At 47.0% G+C, this 20,815-nt stretch carries 23 protein-coding genes; 12 read left to right on the top strand and 11 right to left on the bottom strand.

The window, feature by feature from the left end:
* Window positions 1–103: 103 nt before the first annotated feature.
* A complete protein-coding gene (locus J07HQW2_RS09600) occupies window positions 104–1,189 on the top strand; it encodes an aminopeptidase (RefSeq protein WP_021055287.1) in 1,086 nt (361 codons plus the stop codon).
* A 220-nt stretch (window positions 1,190–1,409) separates the two neighbouring features.
* On the opposite strand, the gene lrp is transcribed toward J07HQW2_RS09600, so the two are convergent.
* Window positions 1,410–1,868 (bottom strand): HTH-type transcriptional regulator Lrp, encoded by a 459-nt coding sequence (lrp, locus tag J07HQW2_RS09605; RefSeq protein ID WP_021055288.1) that lies wholly within the window; start codon window positions 1,866–1,868, stop codon window positions 1,410–1,412.
* 126 nt (window positions 1,869–1,994) lie between these two features.
* Here lrp and glnA point away from each other — a divergent pair, with 126 nt between their 5' ends.
* Window positions 1,995–3,371, top strand: a complete 1,377-nt coding sequence (gene glnA / locus J07HQW2_RS09610) for a type I glutamate--ammonia ligase (RefSeq protein ID WP_021055289.1) — start codon at window positions 1,995–1,997, stop codon at window positions 3,369–3,371.
* A gap of 288 nt (window positions 3,372–3,659) precedes the next feature.
* On the opposite strand, the gene J07HQW2_RS09615 is transcribed toward glnA, so the two are convergent.
* The 3 genes from J07HQW2_RS09615 to J07HQW2_RS09625 form a co-directional block, all read right to left on the bottom strand.
* A complete protein-coding gene (locus tag J07HQW2_RS09615; protein ID WP_021055290.1) occupies window positions 3,660–4,598 on the bottom strand; it encodes a phosphatase PAP2 family protein in 939 nt (312 codons plus the stop codon).
* Window positions 4,599–4,605: 7 nt separating this feature from the next.
* Window positions 4,606–5,172, bottom strand: coding sequence for a hypothetical protein (locus J07HQW2_RS09620; RefSeq protein WP_048075234.1), 567 nt, complete (start codon window positions 5,170–5,172; stop codon window positions 4,606–4,608).
* A gap of 149 nt (window positions 5,173–5,321) precedes the next feature.
* A complete protein-coding gene (locus J07HQW2_RS09625) occupies window positions 5,322–6,479 on the bottom strand; it encodes a tRNA (guanine(26)-N(2))-dimethyltransferase (protein WP_021055292.1) in 1,158 nt (385 codons plus the stop codon).
* Between the two features lie 679 nt (window positions 6,480–7,158).
* Here J07HQW2_RS09625 and J07HQW2_RS09630 point away from each other — a divergent pair.
* The 9 genes from J07HQW2_RS09630 (at window position 7,159) to J07HQW2_RS09670 (ending at window position 14,197) form a co-directional block, all read left to right on the top strand.
* Window positions 7,159–7,563: a zinc finger SWIM domain-containing protein gene (locus J07HQW2_RS09630; protein ID WP_048075605.1), complete on the top strand. Its 405-nt coding sequence runs from the start codon at window positions 7,159–7,161 to the stop codon at window positions 7,561–7,563.
* Between the two features lie 35 nt (window positions 7,564–7,598).
* On the top strand, window positions 7,599–8,642 hold the full coding sequence (locus tag J07HQW2_RS09635) for an NAD(P)-dependent alcohol dehydrogenase (protein WP_021055294.1): 1,044 nt from the start codon (window positions 7,599–7,601) through the stop codon (window positions 8,640–8,642).
* A 165-nt stretch (window positions 8,643–8,807) separates the two neighbouring features.
* Window positions 8,808–9,200, top strand: coding sequence for a hypothetical protein (locus J07HQW2_RS09640; protein WP_021055295.1), 393 nt, complete (start codon window positions 8,808–8,810; stop codon window positions 9,198–9,200).
* 506 nt (window positions 9,201–9,706) lie between these two features.
* On the top strand, window positions 9,707–9,946 hold the full coding sequence (locus tag J07HQW2_RS09650) for a pentapeptide repeat-containing protein (RefSeq protein WP_021055296.1): 240 nt from the start codon (window positions 9,707–9,709) through the stop codon (window positions 9,944–9,946).
* Window positions 9,947–10,185: 239 nt separating this feature from the next.
* The gene (locus tag J07HQW2_RS09655) at window positions 10,186–10,767 is read left to right on the top strand and encodes a hypothetical protein (protein ID WP_021055297.1); all 582 of its coding nucleotides are present in this window, start codon (window positions 10,186–10,188) and stop codon (window positions 10,765–10,767) included.
* A 615-nt stretch (window positions 10,768–11,382) separates the two neighbouring features.
* On the top strand, window positions 11,383–11,547 hold the full coding sequence (locus J07HQW2_RS18395; RefSeq protein WP_021055298.1) for a hypothetical protein: 165 nt from the start codon (window positions 11,383–11,385) through the stop codon (window positions 11,545–11,547).
* 158 nt (window positions 11,548–11,705) lie between these two features.
* Complete coding sequence (locus tag J07HQW2_RS09660; RefSeq protein WP_021055299.1) at window positions 11,706–12,719, top strand: HVO_0234 family beta-propeller protein; 1,014 nt, start codon at window positions 11,706–11,708, stop codon at window positions 12,717–12,719.
* A gap of 56 nt (window positions 12,720–12,775) precedes the next feature.
* A complete protein-coding gene (locus tag J07HQW2_RS09665) occupies window positions 12,776–13,648 on the top strand; it encodes a ribose-phosphate diphosphokinase (protein ID WP_021055300.1) in 873 nt (290 codons plus the stop codon).
* 114 nt (window positions 13,649–13,762) lie between these two features.
* A complete protein-coding gene (locus J07HQW2_RS09670; protein ID WP_021055301.1) occupies window positions 13,763–14,197 on the top strand; it encodes an HIT family protein in 435 nt (144 codons plus the stop codon).
* A 534-nt stretch (window positions 14,198–14,731) separates the two neighbouring features.
* Here the strand turns inward: J07HQW2_RS09670 and J07HQW2_RS18400 are convergent.
* The 3 genes from J07HQW2_RS18400 to J07HQW2_RS09680 all read right to left on the bottom strand — a co-directional run bounded on the left by J07HQW2_RS18400 (window position 14,732) and on the right by J07HQW2_RS09680 (window position 16,097).
* The gene (locus J07HQW2_RS18400) at window positions 14,732–14,893 is read right to left on the bottom strand and encodes a hypothetical protein (protein WP_303704061.1); all 162 of its coding nucleotides are present in this window, start codon (window positions 14,891–14,893) and stop codon (window positions 14,732–14,734) included.
* A 61-nt stretch (window positions 14,894–14,954) separates the two neighbouring features.
* Window positions 14,955–15,125 (bottom strand): hypothetical protein, encoded by a 171-nt coding sequence (locus J07HQW2_RS18405; RefSeq protein ID WP_021055303.1) that lies wholly within the window; start codon window positions 15,123–15,125, stop codon window positions 14,955–14,957.
* A gap of 453 nt (window positions 15,126–15,578) precedes the next feature.
* Complete coding sequence (locus tag J07HQW2_RS09680; RefSeq protein ID WP_021055304.1) at window positions 15,579–16,097, bottom strand: DUF7858 family protein; 519 nt, start codon at window positions 16,095–16,097, stop codon at window positions 15,579–15,581.
* Between the two features lie 164 nt (window positions 16,098–16,261).
* Between J07HQW2_RS09680 and J07HQW2_RS09685 the strand changes: the two genes are divergently transcribed.
* On the top strand, window positions 16,262–17,203 hold the full coding sequence (locus J07HQW2_RS09685; protein ID WP_021055305.1) for a transcription initiation factor IIB: 942 nt from the start codon (window positions 16,262–16,264) through the stop codon (window positions 17,201–17,203).
* A gap of 22 nt (window positions 17,204–17,225) precedes the next feature.
* On the opposite strand, the gene J07HQW2_RS09690 is transcribed toward J07HQW2_RS09685, so the two are convergent.
* From J07HQW2_RS09690 to J07HQW2_RS09710, 4 genes are all read right to left on the bottom strand, one after another.
* Entirely contained in the window at window positions 17,226–17,894 is a 669-nt protein-coding gene (locus tag J07HQW2_RS09690; protein WP_021055306.1) for a histidine phosphatase family protein, read from the bottom strand.
* Window positions 17,895–19,031: 1,137 nt separating this feature from the next.
* Window positions 19,032–20,093: a DUF7856 family protein gene (locus tag J07HQW2_RS09700; protein WP_021055307.1), complete on the bottom strand. Its 1,062-nt coding sequence runs from the start codon at window positions 20,091–20,093 to the stop codon at window positions 19,032–19,034.
* Window positions 20,090–20,428 carry a DUF7855 family protein gene (locus tag J07HQW2_RS09705; RefSeq protein WP_021055308.1) on the bottom strand — a complete coding sequence of 113 codons (339 nt, stop codon included), beginning with the start codon at window positions 20,426–20,428 and terminating at the stop codon, window positions 20,090–20,092. The genes J07HQW2_RS09700 and J07HQW2_RS09705 overlap by 4 nt, the downstream gene beginning before the upstream one ends.
* Before the next feature lie 94 nt (window positions 20,429–20,522).
* Window positions 20,523–20,789: a DUF7854 family protein gene (locus J07HQW2_RS09710; protein WP_021055309.1), complete on the bottom strand. Its 267-nt coding sequence runs from the start codon at window positions 20,787–20,789 to the stop codon at window positions 20,523–20,525.
* Window positions 20,790–20,815: the final 26 nt, after the last annotated feature.

Genomic DNA, 20,815 nt, shown 5'->3' on the forward strand with positions numbered 1-20,815 from the left:
CATGTATAATTATCAGCATGGATAGACAAAAATACACACGTGATTAATGTATCACTAGTATTGGTGTCGAAAGGAGTTTGTTATTGACGCGACATATATTTGTATGGACCCGCGTATTCGGGATCACGCACAGACGATAATTGATCATTCAACGGATATCGACAGCGGAGACCGCGTTGTCATTGGCGCACCTGCAGCAGCTTCAGACCTCGTGATTGCACTGTATGAGGAATGTGCAAACCGAGGTGCACATCCGGTTTCATTACAGAGTGACTCCCGGGCAACACGAGCATTCCTACAGAATCACAGTGATGATGACTTCGAAACGCCGTCACATCTACTGGCCTTATATCAGGAGATGGATGCATACATTGCCGTCCGTGGTGATGAAAACGCAACCGAGACTGCTGATGTTGACCCTGAAACGAATGCTGCATATCGTCGAGCAATGCAGCCAGTGCTTCAAGAACGACTATCAAAAACATGGTGTCTAACACAGTATCCGACCACAGGTAACGCACAGTTAGCTGGGATGAGCACTGAGGCGTATGAGAACTTTGTCTGGGACGCAGTTGGATTAGATTGGGATGCCCAGCGTGAGCATCAATCACAGTTGGTTGATATCCTTGCTGATGCTGATGAGGTTCGGATCCAATCAGGATCAAACACGGATATAACGATGCGTATCGCTGGAAATACCGCTCTCAATGATTACGGCGAGAAGAATCTTCCAGGCGGTGAGGTCTTTACGGCGCCAATCAAGCACTCTGTTGAGGGTGAGGTTCATTTCGATATGCCGCTGTATCGACAAGGTCGAGAGATCGAAGATGTCCGAGTGCAGTTTGAGGAGGGCTATGTCGAGTCTTACAGCGCTGGTCGGAATGAGGCTGTTCTTGATGGAATCTTTGCGACTGATGATGGAGCACGATATCTTGGCGAACTTGGCATTGGAATGAATCGCGCTATTGACCAGTTTAGCTATAATATGCTATTCGATGAGAAGATGGGCGATACAGTCCATATGGCTGTCGGGTCAGCGTATGCAGAGACAGTCGGAGAAGATAATGAACAAAATCAAAGTGCGGAACATGTCGATATGATCGTTGATATGAGTGAGAACTCAACAATCGAAGTTGACGGTGAGACTATTCAGCGAAATGGGACATTCGTTTTTGAAGACGACTTTTAGCTAAGATACGCTTGAAAATTCACTACTGAGAAACAAAGCTGTGTGAGGTGATTCATCATAGGTACACTCAGCTAGATCAACTATCTTACAGGGAAGTAATATTGCTTTCTCTGGGATAGTTTATGACTCAGTCGTATGATATGTCTATTATATGTCTGATATTACTATATATTCTCAGACAGTTTCGGATGATTACTATATGAACTTCGTCAGTGATATTTTACTGAGTTAGTTTTAAATTAAACTGCTCATTTTCAGCAACCGGATTAAGCACCACGCTGGTGTTTGATTCGCGGATATCAGTATCTGTAAGTAGCTCTTTAATTTGTTCGTTCATCCCATCGGTATCGCGGAACTTTCCAACAGCGATCACATCGTAATCACCAGTCACCTCATACACAGTTATCATCTGTTTTTGTTCCTCAAGTCGATCCGTGATACTTGGAAGTGCACTTCCTTCAACTTTCAATTGGATGATTGCTGTTACATCATAGCCGATTGCATCATAGTTGACACGCGGACTATAGCCCTCGACAACACTTTCATTTTCAAGATCACGGAGGTGATTCGAGACCGTTGTGACAGAAACATCAAGCTCCTCAGCAAGACTTCGAAGACTGGCACGGCCATCCCCAAGTAATGCATTAATTAGTTTTGCGTCGAGATTTTCGTACGTCATTACAACTACTGACGCTTTGGGGGGACTAGAATTTTACGAATATCCAGTTACTAGCCCAACTTGGGGCATTTGCACCAAACGATAACGTCTTTATACTCGGCGTCTTCGATTTTGACTGTATACAAAATGACGGACGAAAATAAGTCTGATTCGACAGCCACTGACGGTGGTCTCTCAGCAGAAGCACAGCGTGTCGTCGATCAAATTGAAGAAGGAGATATTGAATTCCTTCAGTTACAATTCACCGATATTCTCGGTACCGTTAAGAACGTATCAATTCCGGCTTCACGGGCAGAAAAGGCATTCAAAGATGGTGTCTACTTTGATGGATCCAGTATTGAAGGATTTGTTCGGATTCAAGAATCCGACATGCGGTTGAAACCAGACCCATCAACATTCGCTGCTCTCCCATGGCGTAATGGTCAGTCGGCACGTATGATCTGTGATGTTATTAATACATCAACAGGTGAGCCATTCGAAGGAGACCCACGTGCGGTATTGAAGGATACACTCGAACGTGCATCTGAGATGGGATTCACGGTCAACACGTCTTCTGAACCGGAGTTCTTCCTCTTTGAAGAGGATGAAGAGGGACGAGCAACGACAAAGACGAACGATGCAGGTGGCTATTTTGACCTTGCACCGAAAGACCTCGCATCAGACATTCGTCGAGATATTATCAAAGGGCTCGAAGAGATGGACTTCAACATTGAGGCGAGCCATCATGAGGTTGCAGAGGGACAGTACGAAATTAACTTTGAGTATGAAGATGCCCTCACAACCGCTGACAACATTGCGACGTTCCGAACGGTTGTTCGTGCTATCGCAGCACAACATGATCTGCATGCGACATTCATGCCGAAGCCGATTTCACGGATCAACGGCTCAGGAATGCATACGCACATTTCGCTGTTCGATGAAAACGGAAATAATGCGTTCCACGATGAGAGCGATGAATTCAATCTCTCAGAAACGGCTCACTCATTCCTTGCTGGAGTGCTTGAACACGCACCGGCTATCACAGCTATCGCAAACCCAACCGTAAATAGTTACAAACGGCTTGTTCCTGGATACGAGGCACCAGTGTATGTTGCGTGGTCTGACCGCAACCGTTCAGCCTTAGTCCGAAAACCAGCCGCTCGAGTTCCAGCAGCCTCACGAATTGAGCTCCGTTCACCAGATCCATCATGTAATCCGTATCTTGCACTTTCAGCGATCATCACTGCTGGATTGAACGGTATTGAGAGTGGACTTGAAGCTCCGGATCCAATCCGTGAGAATATCTATGAGTTTGATGAAGAAACTCGGATGGAGTACGGAATTAACACTCTCCCAGGCAACCTTGGCGAGGCTATTGATGAACTTGAGTCCGATGAGGTCATCGAGGGTGCTCTCGGAGGTCATGTGTATGATAAATTCGTTGAAGCAAAAACACAGGAATACGACGAGTTTCGTGTCGATGTCTCCGACTGGGAGCTTGATCGGTACCTCGAAACGTACTAAAGTACTTATCCGCTAATGACATAATCAGATTATCTGATACGTGTCTTAGATTATGATCGAAGCGGATTCTTTTGACATTTAGATTGACATAACGAACTCCTGATATCAGTCAGTTAATCTCAGGATTACACAATAATACTCTCTGAGTGAGAGAGCAGCAACCCAATCAGTTCTACAATAAAATCTATTTAGTCCAGATAATCGGGAAGAGGCGGGTCATCAATCTGTGTGTGAAGTATTTCAGGATTAATTTCCAAAGCGCTCATCTTGATTTTTATACATTCAAGTTCAGATATCTGCAGCCCGATTAGCGATAAATGGCGTCGTGAGGATTGTTACTGCAGCAAAGATGCCTGTTGAGATAGCATACGGTATTATTAGGATTGACCCAGCTATCGCTCCAATTTGAGCTACGTATGTTGTATCATTTACTATCATAGCGGTTATGAGCACGCCAAATCCGATTACGAGAGACGTTCCTCCGACCAGAAGGGTTCGTAATTTGATTGGCAGTTGTATAGCACCAAGCGTTCGTCCGTATCTGTGCCAAATAGCAGTACTTGCCGCTGCCATACCAGTTCCAAGCAGCGTTCCCGTCTCATCTGGTGCAATCACAATGGAGATAATCGTCAAAAGGGTGGCAACTCCAAATGTTGCTGTGACGTCTGTATGTGTTGGGCGGACAAGCGCACTCATCTGTCCTCTCATCTCGAATCCCGGTCCAATAGTGACGAGAGTGACTAACAGACCAATACCAATCGCAATGCCGGCGAGAACATCGACAAGATAGTGCACGCCAATAATAACTCGAGATGCAGCGACGAGAGTAATCACACTACCAGCAAGGACAGCTCGGTGCCGCCACTGTCCACGCTCAATCAATAGCGCTGCTGCACCCCAAAATGCAGTTATCCCGATTGCATGTCCACTTGGAAACCCAAACCCACTACGAAATGATGCTGGTGGGCGAGGTAACGCAAACAGATGCTTCAACCCGATTGTGAGTCCGATTGCAGCGACTCCGATTGCAAGCATGAATGCTGCTCGTCGTCGAACCAGAAGCCCACGTCGACCAAGGAGATATAATACTGATACCATAGCAAACAGTGTGTAGGGACTTCCGAGATGCGTTAATATCCGAAAGACCGCCACCACTATTTCTGGAACATCGCTAAGGATGCGTGATTCACCAATCCCACGCGTAGTCAATACAGTAAAAAAGCTCATATCCGTGTTATCGTATCCGATCAAGCAAGTTCCGAGATGTATCGACTGCATTGAATCCAACACCGAAGAGGACAAATAGTGCATACAAACCCAGCGTCGAGAGGTATGTGACAATCATCGCAACAAGGGCAACAAGATCATCCAAAAGGTAGAATGCAGCAATTGTTGTTGCGGTTCCATATAATAAAATCAAGTACGGTCCCCATCCCCGGGCTTTACCACGCCGGAGTTGCTTCCGAGTATATTCCTCGAGATCAGTCTTAAGCGTTGGTCGATCAACCGTCCGTGATTCGACCTCCTCTTCGAATGAATCAAGATCGGCTCGCAACGTCTCAATTTCACGTTGTAATGTCTCGATATCTGGTGCGCCCTGTGGGTCGACCGTGGTGGCATCTTCGGTGGTATCTGCTGTAGAATCATCAGCTGTGGTCGAGTCTGACATTTCTGTGTCTATCTCGAGTGTTGTATCATCTGGTTGAGTGTCATCATTAGTGTCATCGTCGTGGTTATCTGCATCACTCTCCCCGGTAACTCCGTCTGTCTCACGTGATGTCTCATCATCCGCACTCATCATCTGGTCTGGTCTGCACGTCGGTCTGGCATATGTTGTACCTACCGGTCTATCCTAGTGTTCATTCAATGAGATAGCGCTATCAATTAATCATTGAATATGTCGTTTATCACCAGCGAAATATACGACAGCTCTGAATTATTGGCGATTGATTAGCTTTCATTTGAATCAGTGGTCACCGATTTTATTTGCTCAATGCTTGCATCTGTTTTGAATGAAGTCCCACTGTAATGTGTTCGTGTTGCATCAAAGCCTGCTGTTCGGAGTTGCTCAATAAATTCATCCATAGCAATTGCTGACCGGGTCCATTGCTTACAGAGTCGATGTTGGTCATAATGTGTTGGCGTCTCAATTTCATTTTCGATTGTTTCAAGCATTGAGTCCGCTTTTTGTGCCTCTCCCATTTCTGCGGTAATATGATTCCGAACATGACGTGTGAATGCTTGTTCACGAACCGATCCAAGATACAACGGACCAGCAGTTAGAATTCGATCACCTTCGCAATGATTACAGATCGATGGTGGGTGTGCGGTATGGCTGAACTCGTGGCGTCGCGTTAGACAGTCTTCGCAGTGATGGACGTACCCAAGATTTGAGACTAATTCATCCGCATGGGTCGCTCGGGTATCAAGCTCAAGATATGTCCGGGCATAATGACGAGTGACATGTGAGAGAATGGGGGTTGCTGCCGTATCATAGCGTGCCGCGGTGCGAATAAGTGCCGATAGTAGTACTCGAAGTCCCATTTCAGGATGATATTCAGTATTCTGTGGGAGTGTCGAATATGTTCGAATACCAGATTGCTGATGAGCACCACATAGCGGCGCAGTGTCTGTTGCTGTAACGCAGACGAGATTTCGGGCATTCGAGAGTGCTGCATCGGCGAATGGTATTGGTGTTCCGAACGGATCAAGATCAACAATATCGAAGATTGATTCGGGTCCATAGGGTGATTCCGGGCCAGATTGATACAGGACGGCGTTTGCATCCATATTTAATGTCTGTCCATCAAGCTCGTTTTCCTTGAGATTCGATTGTGCAAGAGCAACTGCATCAGGGTCAGTGTCGGTACAGGTGACCTCATATCCAGATGCTGCGGCTCGAAGTCCACGAACGCCACTTGCAGTCATCGCATCAAGATACGTCTCAGTGCGTGGCTCACGTTCTTGATACGCGCGAAGTGTCGCGATTGTAATATCGCGATTGAGTTCCTGTGTCGGATTATAGAAGACGTCGTCACCGACCCCCGCATCAGCCCCATCACGAGCCGCCGGCACGGTGAACTCGACAGCGCCCTCATCAACATTCATTATATGACATCATCACCAAGCATCGAAAAATAAAGCGATATGATATGCTGATAAGTTGACTTTCATCTGCGCAGAGAAATACTGAGATTCCACACAGAATTTACTTCAACTCTTCAGTTAACTCATCAACGTCTCCGTTCTTTAGCTAAGCTTTCTAGACAGGAAAAGCGGTCTACGATGCTCATGCTCCCATTCATTCGGTTTAATATTCGCTCAGTCGGTATGATTGTTCCTGTCGTGTGTGTTTCTCACAAAGCGGGTCATGGTATTGTCATGTTGTGGTCGATGTTCGATACTGATCAAACAGTATGCAAATAAAGTGTGTATATCTCCAAGGAGACATATAAACCAGACTATACTCATGTATCGGTGGGACTTTGTCTGTGCAGGGTGTGATATATTCGTGGTCGACGGCGAATGCGATTTCGATTCAGTGTCTACTGATAATGACATTATCTCAGCCACGCAACGCGATAGAGACATCAATAGAGACGTGGATCGAGTTGCAATCAGGGGCAACAGTGATCAGAGTAATCAAAACTCGGAGACAGATGCGGATACGGACGCAGACGCGGACGCGGACGCGGAAACCACAACTCACGATATAGCAGCCACTGATTTTGAGTCAGCCGACGCAGCCGAGGAGGCATCAATGATGACAAACAGCGAAACAAACGAGATGTTTGATGATCCAGATGCTAATACACATCATGTTGTCTCGAACAATGTTGATGATAAGGCCGAAGCTAGGTGGCGAAAAGAACTAGCTGAGACAAATAAACTAACACCAGCGATCGTTGATTCAATTATTACATACCACGGAGATAGAGGTACTCGCGCTATTGAAGCAGTCTCAGAAAAACGTGTGAAGCGATATCGTGATTTTACTGTTGTTGTCGGACATCATGATGAGTACATCGTCGAGGCTGGAGGATGTACGTGTAAAGATAGTTTATATAATCTTGATCCGACAGACCCTACACAGTGTTGTTGGCACGTCCTCGCAACGGCGGTTGCTGAGCGTATCGGCGCCATTGATTATCATGATATGTGGTATTCGGATGTTCATGACTTTTTATCGTGAACATTTATTACAGACTAGCGCGAATTCTGAATACTATGGACGCAGCAAGACTCCACAGTTATACAGAAGATATGGATAGTGCGCTGAGTATCGACAATGTTGACCGACCAACTGTCGAACGATCCGATGATATCATTGTGGAGGTCGCTGGCGCTGGGTGGTGTCAGACGGATAATCATATTATTGAGGGAATGTGGACCGATTACGTTGATCAAGACCTCCCAATGACACTTGGGCATGAGAATACCGGCGAGGTAATTGCGGTTGGTGATGAGGTACAAACAATCGATGTTGGCGATAACATAATTTGTCATCCTGTAATGACGTGTGGGACCTGTCGACAGTGTCGTCTTGGTGAGGATATGTACTGTGAGAATCTTTCATTCCCTGGTCTCACGACCGATGGAGGATTTGCAGAGTATCTCCGCACGAGTGAAAGATCAGCAATACCACTTCCTGACGGTGTTGACCCTGTTGATATTGCCCCACACGCTGATGCTGGAATTACTGCATACCACGCGGTTAAGAAGGCTGTTGATAAACTGAATCCAGGCGATCCAGCTATTGTCATCGGTGTTGGCGGATTGGGACATATTGGACTACAATGTCTTAACGCGATGAGTGCAGCAGATATTATTGCCCTTGATGTGAAGGAGGCAGCTCGTGAACTTGCGGCTGATCTTGGCGCACGTCACACAGTTGATCCAACGAGCGAAGATGTTTCAATAGCAATTGATGATCTCACCGATGAGCATGGTGCTGAACAGGTACTTGATTTTGTTGGTGCTGATGTTACAACAGGCTATGCACCGGATATAATCGCCCCCGGTGGCGATCACCATATCATCGGGTACGGTGGTCATATTCATGAACCGTCACAGGCACTTGTCGATGCAGAGTTCGCATATCGTGGAACGATTGTGGGACAGTACACTGAACTACAGGAACTTGTCCGATTGGTTGAGCGTGGTGATGTCGAGTTGCGAACAAGCCGATACGACCTCGGCTCTGTCAACGTTGCTGCCGAACAACTTGAACATGGTGAAATCGAAGGACGTGCGGTAATCACACCAAATTAAGTGACTGAGTTGGATTCGTGTCTGTACTGCTAGACTGAGATAGTCATTTTATCACAGTCGAAGTAGATTACACATTTTGTGTCAATATTGATAATTTATCTATGGGTCGGAAGGAGTATCTAATATCTTAATTCTGAGTCATTGATACCGAAATAATGGCTTGTGATGCTTATTCAACGATCTGAAATTCCCGATAACAACAGCTTGGGTGGTGGGTTCGTCGGCGTAGTCTGTGCGGTCACAGTCGATGATTGTCCGGCATTAGTGACCTACCGTGCCCTACCGCGCTCGGGGCTGCTCGCCCCTCGCTTGTCAAGCATAGGGCTTCCTGTTTCTGTGTCAGAATTGATACCTACCGTGGGCACAGGGGTTCCAGACTCCGCAGGCGATTTCGCTTCACGGGCGGTTCGGAGTGAACCACTCATACCTGTGCTGTGGATACTCGCCTACAATCAACAGTGCGCGCTTTGTGTTGCGCTTGAATATCGTCAGAAGCGTGGGAAGTATCGGACTATTCAGTCCGACAAGCAGGATCAGGATAGTACCTGTATCGATTGAACTCTCTGCATAACTGATGACAGTGCTATATCCCCGCCGCCGCCCCCGCCGTACTCACTCGCTTCGCTCGTTCCGTGAGGACGGGGGGGCGGGGGATGGGGATGGGGATTAGCACCAATATTCAGCTAAACGGCGTATCACCAGACTCATCAGCAATACTTCTCGAATACCGCATGATGAGCGATGCGATCGTTGGCACAAACACCAATATCCTGCAGGAGCGTGAGGATTACATCGTCGCGTTGCTGGGGATAATTGTTGAGATAGCGATACCCAGCAGTTCAGAGTGTGTCAACATGATTAAGTATAGATCACGCTGTCAATTTAATTTGAAAGATCATATGTCGAGTTATAAATATAGTATCTATCTAACTAAATGTGTACAACGGATATAGCCAATTTCAGACTCTGCATAATAGGTCCAATATCCCTAGAAGATGATACAATATTAAGTCATATGCGTCCAGTATGTTAGATATACTATTGCGCAGTGTAGTGCTCGACGAATGAGGGATTCTTCATATCTAAAACACATTTCGTCTGCTGATATTCACCCAAGCGCCGACCTTTCCAGTGCTAACCTCATGGATACCGACCCCGCGGGGGCTGACCTTCCAGACATTGATCTTTCTGGTGTCAACCTCCGCTACGTCGACCTCACAGATACCGATCTTACAGGTATTGACCTCATCAGTACTGACATTTCTGGTGCTGACCTCACCGACACAGATTTTCCTCAATCTTAACATCAAACTAGGGTCTTCTCCAGCAGAATGCCCACTGTAATCGCGATAAATAGAATGACCGACTGTCCAATGATTGCTGACCACACAATTCAGTGAATGTTATTCAGCAAATCATACAATGAGTCAGGCTGTAGACAGGACGAACCCATCGGGGACGACCGGTTGTGCGGTCATGCGCCCGTGCGCACTCGCGCACGCCGGAGCGACATACATGTGCCTGTATCCCCTAAAAAGAGTAGATGAGTAGTTTTACGAGACGGTCAATTATACTCGCCACAGCGGGACTCGCCGCTGCAGGTGTAGGAGTCACAGCCTCTGAGTCAGAACCTGAAGGAAGTGTTGAAGGACAAGCGGACGTCCAAGCTGAGCAGGCATTGACTGTGGCTGATGTAACTATCAGAAGTAGCGATCAAGACGTATCCTTCACTCGAACAAGCGATGATAATACTGAGTTCCAGGCAGCCGTCGAATTGAACAACGGTGACAGCGTACTGTTCGATGCTGAGGTTGAAAACAGCGCAGCAGATGACCTAGATGTCCAGGTTGCTGTAGATTCGCCTGATCCCATCGATATTGATGTGCGAAAGAAGGGTAACAGCTCAAATGATAGTAGCTCTGGAAACTCTAATCTCAATGGTAATGGAGCGTCCAGTGGTGCTGTTCAAACCGGCGAAGAAACGTTCATAACGACGATTAATCGTGCCGACACCGACGAAGGCTCGCAGATCAACAGCGTCGCCATTTTCGCTAAACTCAGCGATACCGCTGATCCTGGATCATATGATATCAGCGTTGCAATCAACCCACTGAGTACCGACTAATGTATACCCAAATAGACACCGAGTTAACGACTCCATATCTCATCTTTCTCAACGAATAGAATGAAATAGACTGTGTACAAAACTATCTTGGGTGGTCGGGCGGCACGCGCACGCGCACGCGCGGAATGGGCAAGGTTCCCTCTACCCGTATGTGATGATACATGGGCAGTCCTGCACAGTCGCAGAATGCCAGGAATCCTGACGCTCACTCAATGTGGTCAGTCATGATATTATCCTCACGGATAACCCTAATCGATCAATGTTGATTCGACTAACACTTTCAGGTATACCATACGATTCTTAATTGGTCGCCAGAGCGTTTGTCGTACGGTGGTTTGTGACCATTGTGTCAGCATCGACCATGGTCCGCTCTCTAATCTCGCTTGCTGTTTGGTGTGTTGAGTAAGTGTCTCACTGTCCTAATATAATATTGTGCAGAATGGATGAGTAAGCGCTGGGGATCATATCACTGTCGGGTGTGATATACTCCTTCAGATATTTCCTCCGTCTGGATTATATATTTGGGATTGATTGTGACTGGTTATCAGTCCCGATGGTAAGAGCTATATGGACGGTCATGTGCCCATTTATTACTATCAGCAATAATATGGAGATATGCCACGCCCGAGTGTAAGTGAAGACCTAAAGGAACGCTTAGAGTCGGTAGTCAATGATCGTGCTGATGTTCCGGTTGAACATCTCACCTTTGAGCAGAAAGTATCATTCGTTCTTGATGAGCTCGCCAAAGAATCAGACTCTAGTGGTGGGTTGCTCCCCTAATCCGAGCTGGAAAGAACTCTATCGAAGCATGTAGACCGCCCAAATGCGGCTACGATCTATTAGTCTGTGTGAACTGAGAGGGCCTAAAGCGATGAACACGGCTTCCTGGTTCACATTGCTCCCAACTGCTTTTATTGGCGATGTGAGAAGGTAGCCACATGCCAACAATCGATGAAAAGCGGGTATATACAGACGCCGCAGGCACGGAAACTGTCTATCTTGGCAGTGAATTAGGAGTTCTTCGTGTCACCGTGTCCGACGCAGTCGTTGGTGAGTTCAGTCTCGTGTATCGCGGATCAGTGCATGATATTGCAACCGCGGGTCCGTATATTTCTGTGGCTGCCGATGACGGCGTTTTGCTCGCTGACCATCGACGGACATCTGTTGAGGATGGTGAGGATGAACCCACTACAGATGAACTACAGTTTCATAACATCGGTGTCGGCATCGATACTGCCACTGCTGTTGAATTTGAAATAAATGACTCAGAGATAATCGCGCTCATCGCAGGGGATATGTCTGGAGGAATCCACCGACTCACGACACCGCTGGATGATGTGTTTGAGAGTGCCGAGCGAACACTCGCTGCATGGAACTCTGTCGACGTATCTAGCAGTATTAATGCGATTGACATGCCACTCGTTGCGACCACTGACGGGGTTTTTGAGGTATCACCTGATGCACCAGCAGGTGTTACCATTTCATACGTTGGATTGGACAGCACTCATGATGTTGACGCTGAGGCTGAGCCAATTGCGGCGACTGCAGATGGACTCTATGTGCTTGCGAATGGATGGATGAGTATTCCCTCAATCGGACAGGTATCTGAATCCGTTGATATTAGACGGTCTTCTGCTGAGACCGTGCGAGCACATGCTGTTTGTGGCGGTAGTCTATTTGCATGTCACGTAGGCGATACAGGTGGACTTGTGCCTGATATGGGTGCTTGCTGGGAGTCAGTTACCCTTCCAATCACAGAGCCGATTGTGGCTGTAACACATAGTCCAACAGCAACGTATGCTGTTACGACTGATGGGACGCTTGTGGCATGTGTGGATGACAACCCTGATAATGGAAATAAAAATGCTGATGAAGACGAGGCTGAGTGGCATCATCGGAGTCTTGGTGTGACAGGTGTTGTTGCCGTTGCTGTTTCCCACATGTCCTCGTGAGTTACCCGAAACCGACATTTGAAAAGGGGTTTTACTACGGACTGAAGACACTAATTATGATTGTTCCTGGGAGCTCCTCGCAAGCACTCGCCTCAACTCTTGCGACAGAACTCAATGAACCTCTCGCCGAAGTTACGTATGATCGGTTTCCCGACGGCGAAACGCTTGCTGCCGTACCTGAATTCGGTGGTGATAGAGCGATTATTGTCGCGACAACCGACACGAACGATACGTGGGTTGAGTTGTTGCAGCTACAGGATGCTGTGACAGAGGCAGGTGCTACAGAAGTCATAACAGTTATTCCGTATATGGGATACACACGACAGGATCGAGCGTTCAAATCTGGGCATCCTGTCTCTGCACGCGCAATGGCTCGGGCAATTTCACCAACGACTGACCGTGTTGTCCTGATTAATCCGCACGAACAGTCGGTTGCTGATTTCTTTGATGGACATGTGACGATTTGTGATGCAGCACCACATCTCGCGGAGTCACTGCCATCTGGGCTATCTGAGCCACTATTTATTGCTCCAGACTCGAGTGCCGTTGAACTCGCCACTGCTGTCCGAGATACATATGGAACTGGTAGTACTGATTACTTTGAGAAAACACGTCATTCTGGGACCGATGTTGAGATGATCACAAGTGATACAGATGTATCTAACCGGGATGTCGTCGTTGTTGATGATATTATTGCTACTGGGGTGACGATGAGTACAGCCGTTAGTCATCTCAATGATGGTGGCGCAGCACGTGTTTATATCGGGTGTATTCATCCCCTACTGGCTCGGGGTGCTCGAACAAAGCTTGAACGTGCTGGTATTGAACAGGTTATTGGAACCGATACGATTGAACAAGAGGTGAGTGTCGTCTCAGTCGCTCCAACTGTCGCAACAGCCATCAATGCAGTTGATGTTGAGATGCGGTGAGTTTCAATCTCATATCAAGAATCATTCGACGTTATCTTTGGAGAGACTGCTGTCAGAGCAAACACAACGTGGTAACCCGAACCTACTTGCTGTCGTCGTATAAACTGATAATATATGAGTGAAGATTCAACGATCTTCGAACAGATTGCTGCTGGTGAAATTCCAGCTCGAATCGTTCATGAAACCGAGACGATTCTTGCGTTTCTTGATGCAAATCCACTCGCGCCGGGGCATACACTTATTATTCCAAAAGAGGCGTATACCAAGATTGGAGATCTTCCTGATGATGTTGCGGCGGAGTTGTGGGCGAGTGCGCAATCGTTAACACCGACTATTGAGACCGCAGTGAGCGCTGATGCAACAACTGTTGGTATTAATAATGGATCTGCGGCAGGCCAAGAGGTCCCACACGTGCATATCCACATTATCCCCCGATTTGATGACGATGGAGGTGGTCCAATTCATGCTGTTGCTGGCACACGTCCAGAGTTGAGTGATTCCGAACTTGATGATATTGCAGCGAATATCGAATCAGCAGACAACATCTGAACTGCCTTGGGATCAAGCCCCGAAGCACTCGCTTCGTAATCCGTAGATAGCCAATTCAATATTTTGCGCTGATAAGATATCTTATATGAAATGGTGTGTATGACGACATTCTTAGTCTCGTCTATCGATTTGGGTGTGTGATTGTAGTTGCAGTCGTGATTGCGACTATCCCAGGAAGCGCTACTTAAATCGATTAATAAACCAGCCGTATTATCTGTAATCTGCTCGTGGTTGTCCTGCGATCACAACAGCAAGATGGGTAATTAAACTTGCATACCCATGTGTCTGAATCGTGTGGTGTTGAATTCACCATTGTGTCAGTGCCGGTGAGGGTCGGAGTGGTAGTCTCAGCCTTATCGCTTTGTCCAAACGTTGAGACACTGATTGAGGTCTCAAATTGCACATCAGCAAGACGGTCATACATTCGCTGAAGTGCCGTCACTTCTCTAGTTGTTGCTGGCGTTATGACAATTTGATGGCTAGCAGCATGCGCGGCTGCAACTTCAATATTCGCACTGATCGGTGGAAAGTCAATCAGAACGGTGTAGCTGCAGTTGTTATTCGTGCCTCAAACTGTTCCGCGGTTGCGACAGACTGTGCACGGGCAAGCCGTTCAAATGGGGCAGCGATCGGACAGACACTGAGATCTCCTGATACTGTATCGTTCCATGGAAATGAGTAAAGCACAGCAGACAATATAGTGTATTGTTGACTGCATCTGTGAGAACTGTTGTGAGAATCTGGGTCAAGGCGACCCTCAATTAGCCTGGAAGCCCTGTGGCCCGACTGCAGCATCAAAGGTAATATCCGCTCCGGTCCGTGCGAGTGCTGTTGCTACCTCAACCGTTGTCCGTGTTGTTCCCGCTCCACCGGTTGCACCGGTTGTATCAATAGTCGTAGTAATCGTTGGCTGATTAGATGCTGTCATTGCTATGTCTGCACTCGTTTTGTCGCGGAGACCAGAGTCGGATCATATCGGACACAATCCGATGACACAACTGATATTGATTTTTGCTGTCGAATAACTGCCTGAGCGTGACGATCAATACTTTGTCTTGCTGCTCGCTGAACGCACAGTTTAGTAGATTTGTCTTTATATTGATGTATGAAACTGTGGTTGGTTTCGTATGGTGAAGTAATGTGTAATTATAACTGTCCTTGAGTACTGCTCGCTGACATTATTGCTGGATTTCATTTGAGTATATCTTTTCTTGTGGTCACTGACAGCGTCGTTGAATAATCCAGGAGGAGTGAGAAGTATCGTCGACAGCTCAGTTTTGGATATCCGATGATAGCTACACCGGTGAGGTGGTATTTGAAAATGTGTGTTCGTGTCATGTGTCTGAGTATTACTGTTGGTATTCGTATTTGGATTCGATTATTACAGATCAGCGCGATTAGGTGTCAACTCAGTGAATGTCTGTGAGTTTGAAATAGAGGTATCCTCACGAAGCGAATTGGTTACATCACGGCGTACGACGTCCGCGATTGGTTCAATTATCCCATGTGTTTCGATATACGCGGCAAGTGCGAACGTCGACTCATCGGTTTGTGTCAGCGCAAGCGCGTCAACCCGAGAGAGTTGCCCTGCAAGCCAATCGGAAAGCACCTGTCGTCCCCCTGGAGTCAGTGGCATAATGCCCGGGTTACCACATCGATAAAGCGTCTTTGCGGCAGTAACAGGTGCAACTCCCGCAGCCATCGCGGCAGCCTCTATCCCAGTCCCAGTATCATATGCTTCAAGAACTGTCGCTGCGGCAGCCGCTGTACAGGGAAGCTCTGATTCGTGTTCATCAAGACGCTCTCGCAAACTAATATCGGTATCATCGATTGTTGTAACCTGACGCGTCTGCTGTTTTGTTGTTGACTCAATTCCTGCGGCAATATCCGACAATCCCATTGAGTGTGGTGTTCTCACTCTAGTACATAACATATTGGTCCGGGGTATCGATTCTGAGAATTAGAACTAACCGGTAACCGGTTAGTTACAATGGCTATCTCAATTCGAATCAGTAGCATTTGTGCTAGAGTTAAATATCAATTCATAGCCGAGTTATATATGTGATGAACAGTACACCTGTCAACACTGAAAAAAGAGATAAAACCAATACTGAGACATCTCTCGCGACAGATACGCCGGTGCCGTGTCCTGAATGCGATGGATATCCCAAAAGTACAGGAGAAGAGACCATTTGTGGAGACTGTGGATTAGTACTATCAGAATATCGCATTGATCATGGACCTGAATGGCGGTCGCTCGCAGATAATACAACAAATCCAAAACGGACTGGAGCACCACTAACACGGTCGCGACACGACCGTGGTCTGTCTACTGAAATCGGTCGGTCAATTCGTCTTACTGGGCGCAAGCAACGACAGTTTGCTCGTCTCCGTCGTCAGCATAATCGCGCTCGAATCTCAACGAAACGTGAGCGTAATCAAGTATATGCATTTACCGAGATCCGCCGACTTACAGGTGCGTTCTCACTTCCAGAGCAGATTCGAGATGATGCATGTTCGCTATTCCGGTCTGCACAATCTGAGGATTTACTTCGGGGTCGTTCGCTTGAGGGCTTCGCTGCTGCGTGTGTATATGCTGCCTGTCGAGTCGCCGATGTTGCTCGGACTGCTGAAGAGATTACTGAGATTGCAAAGGCGACACCTGCTGAGCAACGTGCCGCATACACTGCACTCAATCGTGAGCTTGGACTTCCGATTGGACCGATTAATCCAGCACAGTATCTTCCGCGATTTGCCTCTGAATTGGAACTTCCCTCTGATATAGAACGGTGCGCTCGCGAGTATGTCTCAATGATAACAGCTCAAGAAATCGGTGCTGGACGAAATCCAAGCGGTGTTGCTGCTGCGTGTCTGTATACTGCTGCTCGTGATATTGGATTTGAACTTACACAACAGACAGCAGCCAATATTGCAGATGTCACGCCGGTAACGCTCCGGGCAACATATCATGATCTCCGTGAGTTAACGCCATTGTCAACTGAGTGATCACTCATATTATGTGAGCGGGTCAAACATCAAGATGTGCTGTATCACCGCTGTATTTGAGCTGCCAATTATTATTCCCGTTTATTTTCGTTTCAGTGCTGCTTACCGTGTCGCTTTGATTGCAATCGAGTCTCGATATTCCACATAACGGTGCATCGACATCTTCGGTTGTGCCAATCAATCCATCAACGACACCGCCGATTGTCGCCCCGTGCCCGACGAGAACGAGCGCGCCAGAGGTTGATTCAACAAGCTGACGCGTTGTCTCACCAATCCGGTCCATCGCCTCGGTAGAGGATTCAGGATAATTCGGTTTAATTTTCGGGACATGTACATGTTCTTGATGAAGTCTCTCAAATTGTATATCGAGACGGTCAAGAGCAATCGTCTGTGGTTCAGCGTCAAACCATTCAGGGTTTCTGTGCTCACCAAGTCCGGGCTCAACTGCAAATGACGCTGAAATTTCTGCACAAATCTCACTAGCTGTCTCAACAGCACGAAGAAACGGTGAGCTGTACACAGCATCGATTGAGATATTCATTTCAGCAAACCGCCGACCAACTCGCCATGCTGCCCATCGACCAAGGTCAGTCAATCCTGGATCATGAAGACGATCAGCATGTGTCTCCCAATCAGGGTCAACACTATCTTGTCGTTGTCCATGCCGCACGGCAAAAACTTTCTCAACCATAGCAAACACCAACAGATCGACATTTTTTGAGTTACCGGTTGTATTACCATGTTAGTAGAATTATACCTCATTTTGCGGTCATCAGCCACAGATGCTTCCATAGATTGTACATCAAAAGCAGATGCAAACGACGAGGTATTGACAGTGTGTGTCGCGATTTGACGGAGTATTCTAATAGGTTGATCGAGAGTATGTGATGTAGCTATCGTAATTTGGTCAATTCGTTCGGTAATATCCTGGAGTGCTTGATAATCTGTGTCGATTGAACGCTGTCTCGACTCAGATGACGCGTATGGACTGTGTCCAGCATCTGGCTGGTTTGATCCCGGTTGTCGATTACCATCAGCTACTGACGCATCGATGTCCAGTGATTGAATGAGCCGACTCTCGATGTCAGCGAGCCATACGTCGACACACGGTAGTAACAGAGTCTGCTTTTCTATAGATTCTGAGATTGTAGATGTAGTATCAGAATCTGTGTCAGTCGTTGTGATCTTTTCAGTATCATTCTGAGAAGTAGAAGTAGAAGTAGGAGTAGGAGTAGGAGTTGTGGTTGGGGTTGAATCTGGAACTGCATCGATCGGTGGGCGAGCACATCCAAGTGTTCGAATGACCGTTTTCGTTGATGAAGTAATACTCGCATCTGGTTGTGAGTAACTGTCCATCGTCTCCTCTGCATACGCCTCAACAGAGACAATTTTATTCGCCGACGGTGTCGGATTATCATCACTTGGACACATGTGCCCAGTCGTCATTTGTTTGCCAGCCGGAACATGTCCGTTATACCCTGTAGTATCCCATCCGGTTGTCGGGAGACCTGCTTGTCGAGAGGGAACCACAGGTCCATTGAGTCTGTTTTGAACGTACACCCTACAGTCAAATACCTGTGTTGTTATGCACTATGACAGCAACAGGTGTCACGCCAGCGGCCTGATCCGTTGAAACAATAGTCTGCATATCGACAATAGCTGCGTATTCACATATCAAACCTTGTTATACCCACCTAATAGCTATATTCTCTTTGATGAGGTTTGCTCAAATCGAGCATTGAGAGTGAATATATGTGGTTACACTGTATTTATGACGCTACCGATCAAATGCTATGAAATTGGAGTTTGGATGTGGGTTTGAAACAGTTCACGTAGTGGCAGTACCGACAATTACTGTCGCATTAAGCCGAATTGCAAGTGCTGATGCGCCACCAAATGTAGATGCCACGTGCTTATGTATGACTAACGGTGCCCGAAGAGGAGTGAGTAAGGAGATTGCAAGCGCATCAGCAAGTGCAGATGTATGATTATCATTCGAATGGATACCGTCAGTAATCCACGGCGTCTGTCTGATATTGTCAAATTTAGTCTTTACCGCATCAAAAATTGCTGTCCGGATGCGGCGGGTTAGATTCTGACGGCGATCGATGAGTGACAGACGTTTCTCTTTTTGATCACGAGCACTGCGAGCAATATCCATCAATTGTGCAAGTCGCTGAGCTGCGGCGATTTCCTCTGTTGAAGCTTCAGAAAGTGTTCGGATCGTGTCTTTGAGTGCAACTTCCGTTTCAGTGATATCAGCCGTCGCATCACTCTCGTGATATACAGCCATACGACCACGAAGCATAGCAACACGTTCATGTAAGCGCTCAACATCCACTCCAGCGGTAGCAACGCGCTCTCGTGCGCTTGTAAGATCAGGCACCGATGATGATTCTAGTTGATCGATAGCTGACTGCACACTTCGAAAAGAAGCGTCATACGATGTTTTAATTCCCCAGAGCTGCCCAATAGCGATGAGTGCATCTCGGCGTTTAATATTCGGATTATGAGTAATTACACCGATGTATTCACGTACGGGCGTCGGGGCTGGTGAATAAATACATAGACTCTTCGATGGTGTCGGTGCGCCCGCATGCACAGCTTGATCAAGTTCAACAAGCGAGATATCTGTATTTAATTGATGTGAGCAATACCGTAGTTCAAGTTGTGAATTCGATCGAGGTCGAATAGCTTTTTGACTCCTCTTAGAATCAGAACTGATAATTTGATCACTGGAGTCTGGTTGAATAGGCGAATCTGAGAATTCAATTATATGTCCCTGTAGTTGCTGTCCACTAGGAAGCTCAATAGTTGCTGCTGGAGGCACGGCAGATGTCGAATTGTGATTATCAGTGTGAGTATAATGAGTAGCATGATGGCTGCTCATAATTTTCTGGTGCGCATCGACTCAGAGCTTGGATACTCAGTTCCCACGGCAAATTTATCATATGGTGTACTCGGTGTCTCTCGGCGTTCATATGCTGTTGCAGCTGTTCGAATTTCCTCAGGGACGTCAAGAAACTCATTAAATGGCCTTGTCCGTTCGACTTGGACATCCGCACCATGGCGAGCGCGCAGCCGACAGGCAAGAAATGCACTGTACTCTGTTTCTGTGAAAAGCGCAGCTCGCCCAAATCGGCGCACGACACTCTCCGTGTGTGACCGGCAGGCGTTCCGAAGTGTTTGGCGTGCATGAGGGCTATAGGTTACAATCAACAACACGGCTGAGCTTCGAATTCACGCGGTAATATAAAAATCACGCGTCTTTCTGTTCGAGATTATCTCACAGGAGTCAGCATAGAGATTACATACCGCATCAAACGGGAGTCATACTGACTTCATCACTAAGATCGGATCGGTTAAAATCTAAGAGCGTAGCAATCCGCTCACGCGCTTTTGATTTGGTTAGTGAAACAACAATGAGACCTGTAACTCGTTCACTCCCACTTGCTTGATACGCACACAACTCTGCAGAGGTTGTCTCAAGTTCTGCGGCGTACGTTCGAAGCACACCAATAACTCGCTGTTCAACCGTTGTGAGATCTGAGTTCCCTTGTGTTGAAACCGTACAGTGACCCCTCAATATTTCTCAGTGCTGAGATTCGGTCT

This window comes from Haloquadratum walsbyi J07HQW2, assembly GCF_000415985.1.
Classification (GTDB): Archaea; Halobacteriota; Halobacteria; order Halobacteriales; family Haloferacaceae; genus Haloquadratum; species Haloquadratum walsbyi_B.

Excerpts from the sequence above, each read along its gene's own strand:
- J07HQW2_RS09600 (WP_021055287.1), top strand. The coding sequence starts at position 104 with ATGGACCCGCGTATTCGGGATCACGCACAGACGATAATTGATCATTCA.
- lrp (WP_021055288.1), bottom strand. The coding sequence starts at position 1,868 with ATGACGTACGAAAATCTCGACGCAAAACTAATTAATGCATTACTTGGG.
- glnA (WP_021055289.1), top strand. The coding sequence starts at position 1,995 with ATGACGGACGAAAATAAGTCTGATTCGACAGCCACTGACGGTGGTCTC.
- J07HQW2_RS09615 (WP_021055290.1), bottom strand. The coding sequence starts at position 4,598 with ATGAGCTTTTTTACTGTATTGACTACGCGTGGGATTGGTGAATCACGC.
- J07HQW2_RS09620 (WP_048075234.1), bottom strand. The coding sequence starts at position 5,172 with ATGATGAGTGCGGATGATGAGACATCACGTGAGACAGACGGAGTTACC.
- J07HQW2_RS09625 (WP_021055292.1), bottom strand. The coding sequence starts at position 6,479 with ATGAATGTTGATGAGGGCGCTGTCGAGTTCACCGTGCCGGCGGCTCGT.
- J07HQW2_RS09630 (WP_048075605.1), top strand. The coding sequence starts at position 7,159 with ATGTTTGATGATCCAGATGCTAATACACATCATGTTGTCTCGAACAAT.
- J07HQW2_RS09635 (WP_021055294.1), top strand. The coding sequence starts at position 7,599 with ATGGACGCAGCAAGACTCCACAGTTATACAGAAGATATGGATAGTGCG.
- J07HQW2_RS09640 (WP_021055295.1), top strand. The coding sequence starts at position 8,808 with ATGCTTATTCAACGATCTGAAATTCCCGATAACAACAGCTTGGGTGGT.
- J07HQW2_RS09650 (WP_021055296.1), top strand. The coding sequence starts at position 9,707 with ATGAGGGATTCTTCATATCTAAAACACATTTCGTCTGCTGATATTCAC.
- J07HQW2_RS09655 (WP_021055297.1), top strand. The coding sequence starts at position 10,186 with ATGAGTAGTTTTACGAGACGGTCAATTATACTCGCCACAGCGGGACTC.
- J07HQW2_RS18395 (WP_021055298.1), top strand. The coding sequence starts at position 11,383 with ATGCCACGCCCGAGTGTAAGTGAAGACCTAAAGGAACGCTTAGAGTCG.
- J07HQW2_RS09660 (WP_021055299.1), top strand. The coding sequence starts at position 11,706 with ATGCCAACAATCGATGAAAAGCGGGTATATACAGACGCCGCAGGCACG.
- J07HQW2_RS09665 (WP_021055300.1), top strand. The coding sequence starts at position 12,776 with ATGATTGTTCCTGGGAGCTCCTCGCAAGCACTCGCCTCAACTCTTGCG.
- J07HQW2_RS09670 (WP_021055301.1), top strand. The coding sequence starts at position 13,763 with ATGAGTGAAGATTCAACGATCTTCGAACAGATTGCTGCTGGTGAAATT.
- J07HQW2_RS18405 (WP_021055303.1), bottom strand. The coding sequence starts at position 15,125 with ATGACAGCATCTAATCAGCCAACGATTACTACGACTATTGATACAACC.
- J07HQW2_RS09680 (WP_021055304.1), bottom strand. The coding sequence starts at position 16,097 with ATGGGATTGTCGGATATTGCCGCAGGAATTGAGTCAACAACAAAACAG.
- J07HQW2_RS09685 (WP_021055305.1), top strand. The coding sequence starts at position 16,262 with ATGAACAGTACACCTGTCAACACTGAAAAAAGAGATAAAACCAATACT.
- J07HQW2_RS09690 (WP_021055306.1), bottom strand. The coding sequence starts at position 17,894 with ATGGTTGAGAAAGTTTTTGCCGTGCGGCATGGACAACGACAAGATAGT.
- J07HQW2_RS09700 (WP_021055307.1), bottom strand. The coding sequence starts at position 20,093 with ATGAGCAGCCATCATGCTACTCATTATACTCACACTGATAATCACAAT.